This window comes from Streptomyces sp. NPDC021622 (assembly GCF_040640795.1).
Classification (GTDB): domain Bacteria; phylum Actinomycetota; class Actinomycetes; order Streptomycetales; family Streptomycetaceae; genus Streptomyces.
Window position 1 is genome coordinate 525,069 of record NZ_JBFACK010000001.1, and the last position, 16,444, is coordinate 541,512.

Annotated in this window: 14 protein-coding genes; 5 read left to right on the forward strand and 9 right to left on the reverse strand. The window is 71.7% G+C overall.

Annotation, left to right across the window (positions count from 1 at the left end; translation table 11 throughout):
• Positions 1–44 precede the first annotated feature (44 nt).
• Positions 45–965 (forward strand): methylenetetrahydrofolate reductase [NAD(P)H], encoded by a 921-nt coding sequence (gene metF / locus AB0G47_RS02395; protein ID WP_360763224.1) that lies wholly within the window; start codon positions 45–47, stop codon positions 963–965.
• Positions 966–1,009: 44 nt separating this feature from the next.
• Positions 1,010–1,867 (forward strand): hypothetical protein, encoded by an 858-nt coding sequence (locus tag AB0G47_RS02400; RefSeq protein ID WP_360763225.1) that lies wholly within the window; start codon positions 1,010–1,012, stop codon positions 1,865–1,867.
• 9 nt (positions 1,868–1,876) lie between these two features.
• Here the strand turns inward: AB0G47_RS02400 and AB0G47_RS02405 are convergent, their stop codons facing one another.
• The 5 genes from AB0G47_RS02405 to AB0G47_RS02425 all read right to left on the reverse strand — a co-directional run bounded on the left by AB0G47_RS02405 (position 1,877) and on the right by AB0G47_RS02425 (position 7,994).
• Complete coding sequence (locus AB0G47_RS02405; protein ID WP_360763227.1) at positions 1,877–3,403, reverse strand: NAD(P)/FAD-dependent oxidoreductase; 1,527 nt, start codon at positions 3,401–3,403, stop codon at positions 1,877–1,879.
• A 59-nt stretch (positions 3,404–3,462) separates the two neighbouring features.
• Positions 3,463–4,077, reverse strand: coding sequence for a DUF4126 domain-containing protein (locus AB0G47_RS02410; RefSeq protein WP_360763229.1), 615 nt, complete (start codon positions 4,075–4,077; stop codon positions 3,463–3,465).
• Positions 4,078–4,466: 389 nt separating this feature from the next.
• The gene (locus AB0G47_RS02415) at positions 4,467–5,084 is read right to left on the reverse strand and encodes a TetR/AcrR family transcriptional regulator (protein WP_266867937.1); all 618 of its coding nucleotides are present in this window, start codon (positions 5,082–5,084) and stop codon (positions 4,467–4,469) included.
• A gap of 29 nt (positions 5,085–5,113) precedes the next feature.
• Complete coding sequence (locus AB0G47_RS02420) at positions 5,114–7,198, reverse strand: YhgE/Pip domain-containing protein (RefSeq protein WP_360763231.1); 2,085 nt, start codon at positions 7,196–7,198, stop codon at positions 5,114–5,116.
• On the reverse strand, positions 7,185–7,994 hold the full coding sequence (locus tag AB0G47_RS02425; RefSeq protein WP_360763233.1) for an ATP-binding cassette domain-containing protein: 810 nt from the start codon (positions 7,992–7,994) through the stop codon (positions 7,185–7,187). Before AB0G47_RS02425 ends, AB0G47_RS02420 begins: the two co-directional genes overlap by 14 nt.
• A 160-nt stretch (positions 7,995–8,154) precedes the next feature.
• On the opposite strand from AB0G47_RS02425, the gene AB0G47_RS02430 reads away from it, so the two are divergent.
• The 3 genes from AB0G47_RS02430 to AB0G47_RS02440 all read left to right on the forward strand — a co-directional run bounded on the left by AB0G47_RS02430 (position 8,155) and on the right by AB0G47_RS02440 (position 10,271).
• Entirely contained in the window at positions 8,155–8,682 is a 528-nt protein-coding gene (locus AB0G47_RS02430; protein ID WP_360763235.1) for an SAV_6107 family HEPN domain-containing protein, read from the forward strand.
• A 130-nt stretch (positions 8,683–8,812) separates the two neighbouring features.
• On the forward strand, positions 8,813–9,583 hold the full coding sequence (locus tag AB0G47_RS02435) for a methyltransferase (protein WP_360763236.1): 771 nt from the start codon (positions 8,813–8,815) through the stop codon (positions 9,581–9,583).
• A 274-nt stretch (positions 9,584–9,857) separates the two neighbouring features.
• Positions 9,858–10,271 carry a DUF3040 domain-containing protein gene (locus AB0G47_RS02440; RefSeq protein WP_266867945.1) on the forward strand — a complete coding sequence of 138 codons (414 nt, stop codon included), beginning with the start codon at positions 9,858–9,860 and terminating at the stop codon, positions 10,269–10,271.
• Positions 10,272–10,494: 223 nt separating this feature from the next.
• Here the strand turns inward: AB0G47_RS02440 and AB0G47_RS02445 are convergent, their stop codons facing one another.
• The 4 genes from AB0G47_RS02445 to AB0G47_RS02460 all read right to left on the reverse strand — a co-directional run bounded on the left by AB0G47_RS02445 (position 10,495) and on the right by AB0G47_RS02460 (position 16,224).
• Positions 10,495–12,918: a DUF3488 and transglutaminase-like domain-containing protein gene (locus AB0G47_RS02445; RefSeq protein WP_360763238.1), complete on the reverse strand. Its 2,424-nt coding sequence runs from the start codon at positions 12,916–12,918 to the stop codon at positions 10,495–10,497.
• 73 nt (positions 12,919–12,991) lie between these two features.
• On the reverse strand, positions 12,992–14,356 hold the full coding sequence (locus tag AB0G47_RS02450; RefSeq protein WP_360763240.1) for a DUF58 domain-containing protein: 1,365 nt from the start codon (positions 14,354–14,356) through the stop codon (positions 12,992–12,994).
• Positions 14,356–15,375: a MoxR family ATPase gene (locus AB0G47_RS02455; protein ID WP_266867951.1), complete on the reverse strand. Its 1,020-nt coding sequence runs from the start codon at positions 15,373–15,375 to the stop codon at positions 14,356–14,358. The genes AB0G47_RS02450 and AB0G47_RS02455 overlap by 1 nt, the downstream gene beginning before the upstream one ends.
• A 225-nt stretch (positions 15,376–15,600) precedes the next feature.
• Entirely contained in the window at positions 15,601–16,224 is a 624-nt protein-coding gene (locus AB0G47_RS02460) for a carbonic anhydrase (RefSeq protein WP_360763242.1), read from the reverse strand.
• Positions 16,225–16,444 lie beyond the last annotated feature (220 nt).

The following is a 16,444-nucleotide window of genomic DNA, read 5'->3' on the forward strand; positions in this document are numbered from 1 at the left end:
GACGGGGATTAGCCGGTGCGGCACCCCGTCGCTAACCTGCCCGTATGGCCCTAGGCACTGCTTCCACCAGGACAGATCGCGCACGCACCGTGCGCGACATGCTTGCGACCGGCAAGACCACGTACTCGTTCGAGTTCTCGGCGCCGAAGACCCCGAAGGGCGAGCGGAACCTGTGGAACGCGCTGCGCCGGGTCGAGGCGGTGGCCCCCAGCTTCGTCTCCGTGACGTACGGAGCGGGCGGCTCGACGCGTGCGGGCACGGTCAAGGAGACCCAGCAGATCGTCGCCGACTCGACGCTCACGCCTGTCGCCCACCTCACCGCGGTCGACCACTCCGTGGCCGAGCTGCGCAACATCATCGGGCAGTACGCGGACGCCGGGATCAGGAACATGCTCGCGGTCCGCGGCGACCCGCCCGGCGACCCGCTCGCCGACTGGGTCAAGCACCCCGAAGGCCTCACATACGCCGCCGAACTGGTCCAGCTGATCAAGGAGTCGGGTGACTTCTGCGTGGGCGTCGCGGCCTTCCCCGCGATGCATCCGCGGTCGGAGGACTGGGACACGGACGTCCGGCACTTCGTCGACAAGTGCCGCGCGGGCGCCGACTACGCAATCACACAGATGTTCTTCTACCCGGAGGAGTATCTGCGCCTGCGCGACCGGGTCGAGGCCGCGGGCTGTTCGACGCCGATCATCCCGGAGATCATGCCGGTGACGAACGTGCGCATGCTGGAGCGGCTGCCCCAGCTCAGCAATGCTTCCTTCCCGCCGGCGCTCAAAGAGCGCATCCTCACAGCCAAAGACGATCCGGCGGCTGTACGCTCCATTGGCATCGAGTTCGCGACGGAGTTCTGCGCGCGGTTGCTGGCCGAGGGTGTGCCGGGGCTGCACTTCATCACGCTGAACAACTCCACGGCGACGCTGGAGATCTACGAGAATCTGGGTCTGCATCACCCGCAGGCCTGACCGGCCGTACCCCTGGGGCGGCGGCCGTGGGGAGAGGGGCGTACATGGGCTGGACGGTCCTCTACATCGCGTTCGGATGCGTCGCGCTGTGGCTGCTCGGCGAGGTGCTGCTGCAGTACAAGGCGCGACTGCGCTGGCGGCTGCTCGCCTTCGGGGGCTTCCTCGGGGTGGTCATCGGCGTCCTGATGCCGTCGGTGGTCGTGATCGGCGCCGGCGCGATCGCCTTCGCGACGGGGCAGACGTACGTGACGCTGTCGTTCCGCCGCGGCTTCTCGACCGGCTGGGCGCTCGGCGGCCAGCCCGGCCTGAGCAAGCGCCGCAAGACCTCGCCGCGGGCCGCCGCCCAGGACCCGACGCTCCAGGTCTCCGACCTCGCGTACGAGCAGCCCGAGCCGCCCGCGCACGCGCCCGGCGAGGGGGTCTACGCGCCGGAGCCCATGCCGGACGACACCGGGCAGTACGGCGTGTACAGCGACTCCGCGTACGCACAGGAGCAGCCCGCCCAGGACAGCGGCTACGGCTACGACACGTACGCCACGGCGGGCTATGACCCGCAGCAGCCCTACGCCTACGGGGAGACCGGACAGCAGCAGTACGCCGCGTACTCCGACCCGTACATCGGGACGCAGACCTACGGCGGCCAGCAGAGCTACGACACCTACGGCGACCAGCAGCCGTACCCGCCCTATCCCGCCGCCGATCCGTACGGCAATGGCAACGGCGGCGGTGGCTACAGCGAGACGCCGCCCGGCGGGGTCTGGGTGCCCCAGCAGCGCAGCGTCGACGACCCTTACGGGGCGTACGGGGGCGAACTCCCGCCCGAGCAGCCGTATCCGAACCAGGGCGACCAGGCCCAGGGGCACGGGTACGACGCGGGGTACAACGAGCAGTACCGCTACTGACCCCGGGGCTCACTGCGAGCCGCGGAACTCCGGTCCCTCCACGATCAGCCCGGCGACCAGCGTGCCCGACATGCCGGCGTGCGGAAGCCCGCCGCCCGGGTGCGACCAGCCGCCGACTGCGAAGAGCCCCGGCACGCGCGTGCTGTTGGCCGGGTGAAGCAGCCGGCCTTCGCCCGCCGCGAGGGACGGGGGCGGGACCGCGCCGCCTTCGGCGCCGGTGGCCTCCGCGATGTCGGCCGGGGTGCGGACCTCGTGCCACAGGAGCCGCTCCCGCAGCCCCGGCACGGCCGTCTCGGCGCGGGTCAGCAGCCGGTCCACGTCCGCCTCGGTGATCTCCGTGTGCGCGGGGACGGTGACCGTGAGGGTGACCGCCTCATGCCCGGCGTCGGGCGTGAGCGAAGGGTCGTCGGGGCGCAGCACCGTGACGGTCGGCGTGGCGGGCAGCCCCGGGCGGTCCCCGAAGAGCCGGTCGAGCTCGTCCTGCCGGTCGGGGGTGTGCAGCACCGTCCGGTGCGGCGTCCCCGCGGGCCGGGCTCCGCGCAGGGCGAGGAGCACCGTGAGGCGGCTGGGCAGTCCGGACCTGGCCGGCACCTCACCCTCCGCGCGTATGTTCACACCGGATGCCCCGGACATGCCGGATACACCGGACAGTAGGCCGTCCAGTACGCCGGGCGCGACACCGGCGACCACGAAGTCCGCCTCGTGCGCCGTCCCGTCCGCGAGCTCGACGCCCGCCGCGCGGCCGTCCTTCTCGGCGATCCGGGTCACCGCGGAGTCGAACGCGAACTCGACCCTGCGGGCCAGGCACCGCTCGTACACGGCTTGGGCGAGGGCGCGCATCCCGCCGCGCACGGACCACGCGCCGAAGGTGTGCTCCAGGTAGGGCAGGACGGCCGCGCTGGCCGGGGCCGTCCGCGGGTCGAGGCCGTACGCGAGGGCGTACTGCTCGAGGAGCGCGCGCAGCCGGGCGTCCCCGCCCAGTTCGAGCTCGGCGACCTCGGTGAGGGTGGCCGCGCGGCGCTCGCGCCGCAGGAGGCGCTTGTGCGGCACCGAGGGGTAGGGCTCGCGGTCGGCCAGCACCTGCCAGTTCGGCCAGAGCGGCTCTTCCAGGAGGGGGCGGCGGGTGCGGTCCCAGGCCTCACGGGCGCGGTTCATGAACGCCGACCAGCCGGCGCCCGCACCGCTGCCGAGGGCCGCGTCCAAGGCCTCGCCGACGCCCGCGCGGGACGCGTTCGGCAGATCGGCCGTGGTGCCGTCCGCGAAGACGTGCCGGACCGCAGGCTCCACCTGGGACAGCTCGACGACCTTCTCCAGCGGCTCCTTGCCGGTCTTCACGAACAAGTCGCGGTAGACGGCGGGGAGATGGAGCAGGCCCGGGCCCGTGTCGAACGCGAAGCCGTCCCGCTCCACGCGGCCGAGCGCGCCGCCGTACGTCCCCGACCGCTCGTGCACCACCACCCGGTGGCCCGCGACGGCCAGCCGGGCGGCCGCCGCCATCGCGCCCATCCCGGCGCCGATCACCACAATCCGTGCCATGCGAAAAACCCTATCGGCCACCACTGACAGTCACGCCGGGAGCCCTCGGTCCGGAGCCCTCAGTCCGGCGGCCGACCCAGCCGCGCCGCGATCCGCTTCTCCTCGCGCCGCTGGGCCCTGCGCCGCAGGAACCGCCGGATCCGCGAGATCAGGAAGACCAGTATCAGCAGCCCGAGGAGCAGCAGCACCGCCGCGATGATCGCCGCGGCCTCCGGGTAGAACATCGCGAAGCTGATGATCCCGCCGACCCCGAGATCCTCCGCCGTGCTCACGATGATGTTGCTGAACGGCTCGGGGGAGCTGTTGATCGCCATCCGGGTCCCGGCCTTGACGCAGTGACTGGCCAGCGCCGTCGACCCGCCCACCGCTCCGGCCGCCAGATCCGGCAGCGAGCCACTCTGCCCAGCGAGCAGCGCCCCGACCACGGCGCCGGACACCGGCCGGATCACGGTGTGCACGGAGTCCCATATCGAGTCGACGTACGGGATCTTGTCGGCGACGGCCTCGCAGGCGAACAGCACCCCGGCGACGACGAGCACATCGGTTCGCTGCAGCGACTCGGGCACCTCGTCGCTGACCCCGGTCGCGCCGAAGACACCGAGCAGCAGGACCACGGCGTACGCGTTGATCCCGCTGGCCCAGCCACTGGTGAACACCAGGGGGAGTACGGACACGGACGCGATCGTAACCAGTGGCGGACCCACGGGCGTGGGGTTGAGCACCCAGGCCTGAGTATCCGTACCTAGTGAGGGAGATGAGTACGCACGCGGATGGGTCCCGACCTGCGAAGACGGAAGAGTGAGGGGCACGGAGAAGGGCGCGGCGCCGGTACCGCCGACACGGGGCGGCGGAACCGCGCAGCGCCCTTGGCCGCTCCTCCCACCCCACCGAAGGTGGGAGCGAGGCGCGGGGGTGACTCGGGGGACCGGGGGACTCGGGGATGACCGCCCGGGGCCGAACGGGGGTTTAGGGGGAACGAGAAGCGCCGGTCCGGCGCCGCCTGGAGATCAGGAGGCACCGGACCGGCGCTCTTCTGTGTGCTGCCCGGTCTTCTGTGTGCCGCTCAGCGGCCTCCGCTCACCCGGCCCTGCAGCAGCCGTGAGAGCGCCGAGTGCACGTCGTCGAGCGAGCGTTCCGGCTGGAACGCCTGCCAGTCGAGCGCCGCGACGAGGACCATCCCGACGAGCGCGGCGGCCGTCAGGGGGATGTCGATCTCCTCGCTGAGCTCGCCGTTCTCGACGCCTCCGCGCAGTACGTCCTCGACCACGGCGACCGCCTGCTGCCTGACCACCATCAGCGTGGACTGCCAGGCCCGGTTGGTGCGCCACAGCTCGGCGACGTACAGCTGGGTGAAGGCCGGATAGCGGTCGATGAAGACGAGGCCGGCCCGGATCATCGCGTCCAGGGCGTCGACCTTGCTGCCGCCGCTCGCGTCGGCCTTCTCGGCCGCCTCCTTCAGGGAGGCGGTGAGCAGGCCGACGCCGTGCCGGAGGAGCTCTTCGAAGAGGACCGATTTGCTCGCGAAGTTGTAGTAGACCGTGCCCTTCGCCACCCCGGCCCGCTCGGCGATCTCGTCGACCGTCGTGGCCGAGAAGCCCTGCTCGGCGATGAGCGTGACGGCCGCCTCGTAGAGCTTCTGCCGGGTGGCCTCGCGCCGGGTGCTGGTTGCGCTGCTGTCCATGGGCCCGATTCTCACAGGTCTTGCGGTGCTCACAGGCTCAGCTCCGGGTGCAGCCGGTCCAGCGTCCACACCTGCTTGCGGCGCGCGGAGAGCGCGGTGAGCGCGAGGGCGCCCAGAGTGAAGGCCGTGAGCACCGCGCACGCCTGCCAGACGGGGCCGAGTCCGCCGCCCGTGATGAGCCTCCGTAGAGCGTCGACGACGTAACTCATCGGCAGGAAGGGGTGGATCGCGCCGAAGAAGGACGGGCTGGTCTGGACGGGGTACGTGCCGCCCGCCGAGGTCAGTTGCAGCATCAGGACCGCCAGGACGAGGATCCGCCCGGCCGCTCCGAAGCGCGCGTTGAGCCACTGCACGATCGCCGCGAAGCAGCACGTCACCAGGCAGAGGAAGCCCACGGTCCCGGCCGCCCGCGCCATCTGCAGACCGAGGCCCCAGTGCAGGACCGACATCAGGGCGGCCGTCTGCAGCACACCCAGGGCGGCGACCGGCAGCCAGCCCGCGAACGCGATCCGCCAGGCGGACGCGCCCGCGGCGAGCGCGCGCCGGTTCAGCGGCTGGATCAGCATGTACGCCACCATCGCGCCGACCCACAGGGAGAGCGGGATGAAGTACGGCGCGAAACCGGTGCCGTAGTTGGGCGCCTTGTGCATCGACTGGGAGGCGAGCTGCACGGGGTCGGCCATCACGTCGGTGCGCTGGTCGCGGTCCTGCTTGTCGTAGTCGGGGATCTGCTCGACGCCGTCGTGCAGCCCGCTGGCCAGCTTCCCGGAGCCGTCGGCCAGCTTGAACAGGCCGCCCTCCAGGTCGTTCGCGCCTGTCTTGAGCTTGCCGACGCCCTCGTCGAGGTCGACGGAGCCGGTCTTGGCGGTGCCGAGGCCCGTGTGCAGCTTCTTGGCGCCCTTGGCGACCTTCCCCGCGCCCTTGTTGAGGTCGTTGATCTGGGTGACCGCGGTCTCCAGGTCATCGTCGAGGTGCGGTGCGCGGTCGGCCAGTGCCTGCGACTTCTTCTGCAGCGTGGCGAGGTGCTTGTCGAGCGCCTTGACGTCGCTGTTCTGGTCCTTGATCAAGGTGTTCATGTCGTCCGCGATGGTCGACACGTTCTCCGCGGACTTCTTGGCCTCCTTGAGCTTCGGGCAGGAGGGGTTGGGAAGAGGGGCCTTCTCGCACTGCTCCGTGTAGAGGTCGCCGATGACCTTGGAGCCGTCAGCCGCCCCCTCGGCCGCCCCGGGCGCGAGCTTGACCCAGGTGTCCAGGTTGTGGCGCATCGCCTTGGAGGAGTCGGCGACGAGCTGCGCCGTGTCCCCGATGGTCTTGCCGTTGTCCTTCAGGAAGGGCCGCACCTGGTCCGCGGTGCCGTTGACCTTGTCGGCCAGCTTCTGTGTGCCGTCCGAGACCTTCTTCGAGCCGTCCTTCAGCTCGCCCGCGCCCTTGTGGAGCTTCTTGATGCCTCCGGCCAGGTCGCCGCTGCCGTCCTTGGCGTCCTTCAGGCCCTTCGCGAGGTCCTTCGAACCCTTCTTCGCCTTGCCGATGCCGCCATCGAGCTTGTCGGCGCCCTTGGCGGCCTTCTCGGTCGCCCCGTGGATGTCGGAGAACGAGATGAAGATCTTGTCGAGGAAGGAGCGGGATGCCTTCGTGGAGGCCGCCGTACGCACCTCGGAGAAGACCGTCCGCGAGATCTGCCCGACGATGTAGTTGTTGGCGTCGTTCGTCCTGACCTGCAGGGCACCCGTCTCCGGGGATTCGCCCGAACTCGACGCGATGCGCTTGCTGAAGTCCGACGGCATCGTCAGGGACAGGTAGTACGTCCCGTCCTCGACGCCGTCGCGCGCCTCGGCGGCGCTCACCTCGTGCCAGTCGAACGTCTTGCTGTCCCGCAGCCCGTCGACGATGCCGTCGCCCGCCGCGAGCTTCTTGCCCCCGGCGGTGGCCCCCTTGTCGTCGTTGACGAGCGCGACGGGTATCCGGTCGAGACGGCCGTACGGGTCCCAGAAGGAACACAGGTACAGGGCGCCGTACAGCAGGGGCAGCAGCAGGAGGGCGACGAGCGCCGCTCGGGGCAGCTTCCCCCTGCCGAAGCGCCGGAGCTCGAGCGAGGCCAGCTTAGGCGCGCGCATCGGCCGCCTCCTTGTCGTGTGTCTCGGGCTCGGGCTCGGTCTCGGTGGCTTCAGATGCGGCTTCGGGCTCGCCGGCGGCGTCGGCGGGACGCTCGGTGGACACGACGACCGCGTCATCGGGTGCCTCGCTGCACACCGCCACGACCGTGGTGCCGCGCTCGGCGACGGACCTCAACAGGGCCCAGGCCGCCACCCGTTCGGCGTCCGAGAGCTTGAGGTCGATGTCGTCGACGCCGAGCAGCCGCGGCCGCCCGATCAGCGCGAGGGCCACGGAGAGCCGCAGCGCCTCCAGGCGTTCCAGATCGCGTACGGAGGTGCGCCGGCCCTTGGGCAGCGACTCCATGTCGAGTCCCGCCGCGGTCAGCGCCGTGTCGATCCGCAGCCGTGCCTCGGTCGCCCGCTCGGCCCGCGGCTTCAGCAGATCACGCAGCGAGCCGCCGAACCGCCGCTGCAGCAGCGCCCGTTCGTGCAGATGCTCGGCCACGGTCAGTGCCGGGTCGAGATCCGTGACGCCGGGCACGGGCCCGAGCGCGCTGATCCGGCGCACCGCCGCGAGCTGCTTGGGCAGTCGGAAGCCGCCCACCGAGGCATCGCCCTCGGTCGGGCGCATACGTCCGGTGAGTGCGAGGAGGAGACAGGTGCGGCCCGACCCAGAGGGCCCCTCGACCGCGATCAGCGCCCCCGGCTCCGCGTCGACATCGACCCCGCGGAACGCCCAGCCCCGCGGCCCCTTCAGGCCGAAGCCCTTGGCTGTGACAGCGGCTCCCCGCCGACCGTCGTCCGTCGGACCGTCCACGGTCCCCCCTCGCACCCCTTTTGAACTGACTGGTCAGTGCAAAAACTAGCGCGAAGCCGCGATCGAGGCAAAGTCGCAGGTCAGAGCCGATTGTCAGTGGCGTACTTCACGATGGGCACATACGGCCACTGCGCCGTCACGCGACGACAGGAGGTTCGTCATGGCCAGCACTTCCGCAGCAGCCGCACGTCGGCACCGCCCCGTCGGCCCTGCCCCCTCGCTGACCGGCCCGGCGAGCGACGTCCACCCCGTCCTGCGCCGGGCCACGGCCCCGCCCGCCGCACTCGAACTGCTCGCCCAGGCCCGCGCCGGACTCGACGAGGCGGCGCACCTGGAGACCTCGAACGAGCGCTACGCCACCGCCCACCTCGCCGCCCTGCGCACCGCGGCCGCCGTCCTCGCCGCCCGTGGCCGCCCCGAGACGACACCGCGCCGCAGGCAGCGGATCCGCAGCGCCTGGGAAGTGCTCCCGGAGATAGCGCCCGAACTGACGGAGTGGAGCGCCCTGTTCGCATCGGGCGCCGCGCGCAGGGCCCGCGCCGAGGCGGGCATACGGGGCGCGGCGACCACCCGCGACGCCGACGACCTGATACGTGACACCGCGATGTTCCTGCGCCTGGTCGAGCGGATGCTTGTGCTGCAGCCCGTGCTGCCCCAGCCCAGGCAGGAGCCGCCGGACGCCGGGTGACGGGGCAGTCGGCCGAAGGCAATAGGGTGGGAACGCCCGCACCCTCCTCCGCCGCTCATGGGCCGAGAGGAGGGAACCCCCCTAGCTCCGCCGCGGACCACGCGGTGGACGCGCCGAGGAGTCAACTGCCGTGTCGGACCCGATGCGCCCCCGCGCTTCTCTCCGTACCGCCGTGGTCTGGGAGGTCCTCAAGGACGCTCTCGACCGCCGGGTCAAGGCCACGGGCCGCGAGTCGCTCGATGTGCTCGACACCGGGGGCGGCAGTGGCAACTTCGCCGTGCCCGTCGCCCGCCTCGGCCACACCGTCACCGTCGTCGACCCCAGCCCGAACGCGCTCTTCGCCCTCGAGCGCCGGGCCGCCGAGGCCGGCGTCGCCGACCGCGTGCGCGGCGTCCAGGGCGACGTACACGGCCTGTTCGACGTCGTGGAGCGCAGCGGGTACGACGCCGTGCTGTGCCACGGCGTCCTGGAGTACGTGGACGACCCCGCCGAGGGCGTACGCAACGCCGTCGGCGCCCTGCGTCCCTCCGGCACCCTCAGCCTGCTCGCCGCGGGCCTCGGCGGGGCCGTGCTCGCCAGGGCGCTCGCCGGGCACTTCACCGAGGCCAGGCAGGCGCTCGGCGACCCCGCGGGCCGCTGGGGCGACGGCGACCCCGTGCCCCGGCGGTTCACCGCCGAGCAGCTCACGGGTCTGGTCGAGGCCGCGGGTGTGCGGGTCGGCGCGGTGCACGGCGTGCGGGTCTTCGCCGACCTCGTCCCCGGCGTCCTGGTGGACACCGAGCCCGGCGCCCTGGAAGCCCTGCTCAAGCTGGAGGCGGCCGCCGCGGAGCTCGCCGCCTTCCATGCCGTGGCCACCCAGCTGCATGTGCTCGGTGAGACCGGGGATGCCGACGAGGCCTGATGTCCGCCCTGGCCGCCGCGCTGATCAGGGGCGCAGCGGCACATGGAGTACGGCACACACCCTCCGAACGGGCTATGGGCGCCGTATGATCGAGGCAGACCGTCCGGCATGCCGGACCGGCAGCTGGGGAATGCACGCTTCAGCGAGCCGGAGCGGCAGGGCGGTCCGGTTTGGCGAAGTTGGCGCAGAGGGGCGGGTTTCACGGGGGCGATTCCCTGCCTATCCTGAAGGGGACCCCCGGTCGCCCCGGCGACTGCACGATGAGGAGGACTCCGTGCCGCTCTCGGAGCACGAGCAGCGCATGCTCGAGCAGATGGAGCGAGCGCTGTACGCCGAAGATCCCAAGTTCGCGACAGCGCTCGAGGGAAGCGGGCTGCGTACGTACACCCGGCGACGGGTCTACCAAGCGGTCGCGGGCTTCCTTGTGGGTATCGCCCTTCTCATGGCCGGAATGGTCGCCCAGCTGATCTGGGTCAGCGTGGTGGGATTCCTCGTCATGCTGGGATGTGCGGTGCTCGCGGTCACTGGATGGCGCAAGGCGCCCAAGCCTGGCGAACAGCCGGCAGCCGGCGCGGCCACAGCGCCGGGCGGCGCTCCCGCCCGTCGGCAGACCAGGCAACGCCGGTCGGTGATGGACCGGATCGAGCAGCGGTGGCAGCGTCGCCGCGACGAGCAACAGGGGCAGTGAACTTCTGGGCTTCGCCCAGCTGATCTCTCCGCAGCTGATCTTTCCGTCAGCCGTCGGCCTCACTTGTGGGGCTGACGGCTGACGTGTTTCCGGAGCCCTGTGGGCCATGCCCTGTGAACTCTGTGGGCGGCCGTGTGAACCGTAGGGGCCAGGTGAACCGTGTAAGGGGTGACCGCCCATGGGCGGTCACCCCTTACACATCGCTCAGCCCCCGCAGGGGCGCTCAGCCCTGCTGCTGGGACGGCCGTGACGGCCTGCGCAGCGCGGCCCAGCGCTTGGCCACCCGCTCGGCCCACCGGGCCCTGGCCGCCGCCCAGCGCTCGGAGACGGCCCACACCACCCGCGCGGCCGAACGCGGCGCGAGCGTCGCCCGCAGCCGGGCCGGGCGGCCCACCGCGGCCCGCAGCCCGTCCCGTACACGATGGACGTCGTCGACCAGGCCGGCCGTCGGCTGGGGCCGCGGCGCGTAGAGAACCTGCTCGACCGCCGCCGCGAGGCGATGGACGGACTCCGCGGGCGCCGCGCCCAGCTGCCCGACGCGGACGATCCGGGCCGCCGCCTTGCGCGGGGTCTGCGACTCGTCCGGCGTGATGCCGTGGTCCCAGGCCGTGTCGGTCACTTCGAGCCAGGCGGCGAGCGTCCGCGCGGACGCCTCCTCGGCCGTCCGGCCGGGCGACCCCAGGCGTACGGCCCGGATCCGCTTGCGCCACAGCATCGGAAGCAGCGGCACCGCGATGACCACCAGCGCGCCCAGCGTCACGGCAAGGATCATGCCGAGCGGTGGCCCGTCGCCGCCCGAACCGCCCGCGATCGCCGGCGCCGTGCTCGCGCAGCCGCCCTGCTTCTGCTGGTCGGCCGGGCAGCTCGCGGACGCCGAGGGCTCACTGGACGGCGCGGTGGACTGCGTCGGCTCCGGCGCCGCGGGGTCGCTCGCATCGTCGGACGGGGTGTCCGCGCGGGTGTAGTCCGGCACCGTGCCACGGTTCGGCGTCGGCTCGAAGCGGGTCCAGCCCACGCCCTCGAAGTACAGCTCGGGCCAGGCGTGCGCGTCCCGCAGGCCGACCGACATCGATCCGTCGGCCTGGGCCGCTCCGGGCGTGAAGCCCACCGCGACGCGCGCCGGGATGCCCAGCGTCCGCGCCATCGACGCCATGGCGAACGAGAAGTGGACGCAGAAGCCCTCCTTCTGCTCCAGGAAGCGGGCGATCGCCGCCGGGCCGCTGCCCGCACGCACCTGCGTGTTGTACGTGAAGCCGCCCTCCGACGCGAAATAGTCCTGGAGCTTGACCGCCTTCTCGTAGTCGTTCGACGCACCCTGGGTGATCTTGCGCGCCTCCGTCGACACCACCGGGGGCAGCGAGTCGGGCACCTTGGTGAACTCGCGCTGCAGGGCCTCGGGAGCCTCGGGCGCGTCGGCGAGCTGCGCGGCCGTCGGATTCACGACCAGGCTCTTGACCTCGTACTGCGCACCACGCGTCGTCTGCCCGCGGTCACCGACGAGGGCGCGCCCCACCGGCTCGTACCGCCAGCGGCCGCTGATGTCGACCTCGCTCGCCGGGTAGGGCATCGGCAGCCAGTTCTGCGCGTAGCTGTCGGCGGCCGAGATGTTGGTCTGGATCTCCGTCCTCGGCACGTCGGGGGAGAGCCCCGGCGGGTCGTCGAGCCGCGACGGCACGTCCTGGATGCGCCGGACGGTGGTCTTCCACGTCGTCCCGTCGAACTGGTCGAGCGAGACGATCCGCAGATAGAGGTTCTCGGTCGACTCGGCGTTCGTCTTGTACGAGATGACCTCGCGGTCGTCCGGTTCGTTCAGGCTGTCCTGAAGCGCGACCAGCGGATTCACCGCGGAGATCGTGCCGCCACCGCCGGAACCCGAGCCTCCGGGGCCGCCGGAGCCGTCGAGAAGACCGCCGTCCAGTGCGGGCAGGCCGATCGGCACCACCAGGGCGATGCCCAGCGCGACCGCGCCGATGCGCCGCCCGGTGCGGATCGGGGCGACCGCGCCGGTGTCGCTCTCCAGGCCCCCCGAGATCCGGCCGGGACCGCGCGCCGCGCCCCCGAAGACGCGCCCCCACTGGGAGAGCCGGTCCCGGCCCTCCGCCAGGAGCAGCAGCAGATATCCGGCGGCCGCCAGCAGGAACCACAGCCATCCCGCGCCGTCCCCGGAGAGGCCCGCCGCGACCGAGTACAGCGCGAGCAGCGGAAGCCCCGCGGGCGCCGCCGTACGGAAGGTCACCGCGAGGGCGTCCACCGCGAGGCCGATCACCAGGACGCCGCCGACCAGCATCAGCCGGATGCCGTCGCTGAGCGGCGCGGGGATCGCGTACTGCCCGACATCGTCGCCGCCCGCCTGCAGCAGCAGACCGAACTCCCGGAACACGTCGGGCCCGGGAAGCACCCCGGCGATCGCCTGCTCGCGGGCGAACACCAGGGTCAGCAGGAGCAGTGTCACCAGGGCCTGTACCGCGACCGTGACCGGCCGGGCCAGCGGCACCCGCCGGGTGAGCGCGCCCACGCCGCTCTGCAGCGCGAGCAGGATCGCCGCCTGGACGAACCACGTCGCCGGATCGACGAGCGGAATCAGCGCCCCCGACGCCATCAGCGTGGCTGCCGTGGCACTGAGCGCCAGTCGTGCGCGCCCACTCATGAGCGTCCCCCCGTTGTCGTACACATGGTCGTACGTGTGGTGCTGCGTGGCCCCGTCGGGAACCGGCCGCCGCTCATGCCCAGCCCCCCGTCGTCCCCGCCGTCGGAGCCGGGCCCGCGGTCGTCCGCAGGTGGTCCGCCTGGCGCCACAGGTCCGTCAGGCCGACCCCCGGAGGCACCGCCACGGCCGTCCAGCCCGCCTCGCGGAGCATCCGAAGGCGCTCCTCTCCGGGGCCCGCAGGAGAGCCGCCAGGGCCCTGCGCCCAGGCCGTGCTGTCCAGGACGAAGGCGACGGCGGCGCCACTGCGCTGGCGCATCTTGGCGGCCACCGTGGCCTGCTCCTCGTCCAGGTCGCCGAGGAAGGCGATCAGCAGCCCTTCGTTGCCGCCGCGCAGCACGTCGTACGCGCGCGAGAGCCCCGCGCCGTCCGAGTGGTCGACCACGGCGAGGGTGTCCATCATCAGTCCGGCGGCGTCCGCCGACTCCTGGCTCGCGCCCGCGAAACCGTCCGCGCCCTCACCCGGCACCGAGTTGCCGGTGTCGGTCAACAGCCTTACGGAGAAGCCCCGTTCGAGCATGTGCACAAGCGTGGACGCGGTGCCCGACACCGCCCACTCGAACGCCGAGTCCGGACCCGCGCCCCGGAAGGCGAGCGCCCGGGTGTCCAGGAGCACCGTGCAGCGGGCCCGCTGCGGCTGCTCCTCGCGGCGCACCATCAACTCGCCGTAGCGAGCCGTGGAGCGCCAGTGGACGCGGCGCAGGTCGTCGCCGTGGCGGTAGCCGCGCGGGATCACGTCGTCCTCGCCGGCGAGCGCCAGCGAACGGTGCCGCCCGTCGCCGTACCCCTTGGCCTCGCCGGTGAGCCGCACCGGAGGCAGCGCCTCCACCCGCGGGATCACCGTCAAGGTGTCGTACGTCGAGAAGGAGCGGGTCAGCTCGCACATCCCGAAGGGGTCCGTCAGGCGCAGCTGCAGCGGACCGAGCGGATAGCGCCCTCGCAGGTCCGAGCGGACCCGGTAGGACACCTCGCGGCGGCCCCCCGCCTCCACCCGGTCGAGCACGAACCGGGGCCGTGGCCCCAGGACGTAGGGCACCCGGTCCTGGAGCATGAGGAGCCCCGTGGGAAGCCGCGAGACATTGTCCATCCGCAGATGGACGCGGGCCTCGGAACTGGCGGGCACGCGCGCGGGGGAGAGCCTGCGGCTGCCCGCCACGCGATAGCGGGTGCGGTAAAGCACCGTCGCGCACACCAGCGGGAGCACCGCGAGCAGCAGGCCGACCCGGAGCAGATCGCTCTGCCCCAGGACGTACGCGCAGACGGCCGCGGCGATCCCGGCCGCCAGGAACGAACGCCCGCGCGTGGTCAGTCCCGCGAGCGCGGTCCGAATGCCGCCCTTGCCCTCCTCTGCCTGCGCCGGCTGCGGCCCCCCGGCCGCCATCACAGCCTCCGTGCGCCGGGCGGCTGCTGACCGAAGAAGCCGCTGTTCGGCTGGGCTGCGGCCGGGACCGGCGTCCGCTGGAGTATCTCCAGGACAACCGATTCGGCCGTACGCCGGTTCAACTGGGCCTGTGCCGTGGGCAGCAGCCGGTGCGCGAGCACCGCGACCGCGAGCGCCTGCACATCGTCCGGCAGGGCGAACTCACGGCCGCTGAGCGCCGCGGAGGCCTTGGCCGCCCGCACCAGGTGCAGCGTCGCGCGCGGTGAGGCGCCGAGTCTCAGCTCCGGGTGGTTGCGGGTCGCGGAGACCAGGTCGACCGCGTACCTCCGCACGGCGTCGGCGACATGGACCTTCCGGACCGCGTCGATGAGCTTCACGATGTCGTGCGCGTGCGCCACCGGCTGGAGGTCGTCGAGCGGCGAGACGCCGCCGTGCACGTCCAGCATCTGCAGCTCGGCCTCCGCGTTCGGATAGCCGATCGAGACGCGCGCCATGAAGCGGTCGCGCTGCGCCTCGGGCAGCGGATAGGTCCCCTCCATCTCGACGGGGTTCTGCGTCGCCACCACCATGAAGGGGCTCGGCAGTTCATAGGTCTGCCCGTCGATGGTGACCTGGCGCTCCTCCATGGATTCCAGGAGCGCGGACTGCGTCTTCGGAGACGCACGGTTGATCTCGTCGCCGATCACGATCTGCGCGAAGATCGCGCCGGGTTTGAACTCGAAGTCCCGGCGCTGCTGGTCGAAAATGGACACACCAGTGATGTCCGACGGCAGCAGATCAGGCGTGAACTGGATGCGGCGCACCGAGCAGTCGATGGACCGCGCCAGCGCCTTGGCGAGCATGGTCTTGCCCACGCCCGGTACATCCTCGATCAGCAAGTGCCCCTCGGCGAGGAGCACGGTCAGCGAAAGCCGTACGACCTCTGGCTTGCCCTCGATCACACCCTCGACCGACCTGCGGACACTTTCCGCTGTGGTGGTCAGATCTGTGAGGCTCGCTCGATCGTCATAGGTCGTCACCCGGCCCTCCTCGGACACGTTCTCCGGGCCGATGCATGTGTGTGCGGCCCGGCCCACCCCGAATCACGGACACCACGCGTGAATGGTTCAGCGTGATGCCCCACACCGCATTCTTGTTGGGCGTACCGGGTTGTGTCACTCGCCTGTGGATAACTGGCGGCGGTATGTCGGGTCTTGCGGCCTTTTGGGCGCCGCAGCGGTGGCGGCGACGCCCGGCAGATCCGGTTACGCAGGGTCGATCTCCCGCAGCAGGCCGGTGGTCACATCGAAGACGAATCCCCGCACATCGTCCGTGTGCAGCAGGAACGGCGAGGTCCGCACACGCTGCATGGACTGCCGTACGTCCTGGTCGACATCGCGGAAGGCCTCCACCGCCCAGGCGGGGCGCTGGCCGACCTCCAGCTCGATCTCGTGGCGGAAGTCCTCGGTGAGGCTCTCCAGGCCGCAGCCGGTGTGGTGGACGAGGACGACGCTCTTGGTGCCCAGGGCCCGCTGGCTGATGGTGAGCGAGCGGATGACGTCGTCGGTGACCACGCCGCCAGCGTTGCGGATCGTGTGGCAGTCGCCCAGCTCGAGGCCGAGCGCGTCGTGGAGGTCGAGGCGGGCGTCCATACAGGCGACGACCGCGACGTGCAGGACGGGGCGGGCGTCCATGCCCGGATCGGTGAAACCTTCGGCGTACTGGTGGTTCGCCTCGACGAGACGGTCCGTGACGGTGCCGCCGGTGGCTATGTCACCGATCGGCGCTGCGGGGGAGTGGCCCGTAGGGGATGCGGAAGTCGACATGACTATGACCGTAGTCGGCACTGATCGCTCGGGCCCGCTGTGAGAAGGGACAAAGAACGTCAATGAGTCTTGTTGTGAGGTAACCCACAGGAGTAATGCGGCTACGTCCGAACGGGTGATGGCGGCGGATGTCCGGGTCCTCGAAAGGCCCGCCCGCGACGCGCAGGCCAGTTGATTGACCGGGCGACAGGGTGGACTAAAGTGACGCGAAGTGGGAGACGTGACCTGTTCCCCGCTGGACTGTTCACCCCGGGGATTCCTCGTAATCCCCCCACGTGCGCGG

Bases quoted from the DNA above. Each gene is read 5' to 3' on its own strand.
- metF (WP_360763224.1), top strand. From the start codon at position 45: ATGGCCCTAGGCACTGCTTCCACCAGGACAGATCGCGCACGCACCGTG.
- AB0G47_RS02400 (WP_360763225.1), top strand. From the start codon at position 1,010: ATGGGCTGGACGGTCCTCTACATCGCGTTCGGATGCGTCGCGCTGTGG.
- AB0G47_RS02405 (WP_360763227.1), bottom strand. From the start codon at position 3,403: ATGGCACGGATTGTGGTGATCGGCGCCGGGATGGGCGCGATGGCGGCG.
- AB0G47_RS02415 (WP_266867937.1), bottom strand. From the start codon at position 5,084: ATGGACAGCAGCGCAACCAGCACCCGGCGCGAGGCCACCCGGCAGAAG.
- AB0G47_RS02420 (WP_360763231.1), bottom strand. From the start codon at position 7,198: ATGCGCGCGCCTAAGCTGGCCTCGCTCGAGCTCCGGCGCTTCGGCAGG.
- AB0G47_RS02430 (WP_360763235.1), top strand. From the start codon at position 8,155: ATGGCCAGCACTTCCGCAGCAGCCGCACGTCGGCACCGCCCCGTCGGC.
- AB0G47_RS02445 (WP_360763238.1), bottom strand. From the start codon at position 12,918: ATGAGTGGGCGCGCACGACTGGCGCTCAGTGCCACGGCAGCCACGCTG.
- AB0G47_RS02450 (WP_360763240.1), bottom strand. From the start codon at position 14,356: ATGGCGGCCGGGGGGCCGCAGCCGGCGCAGGCAGAGGAGGGCAAGGGC.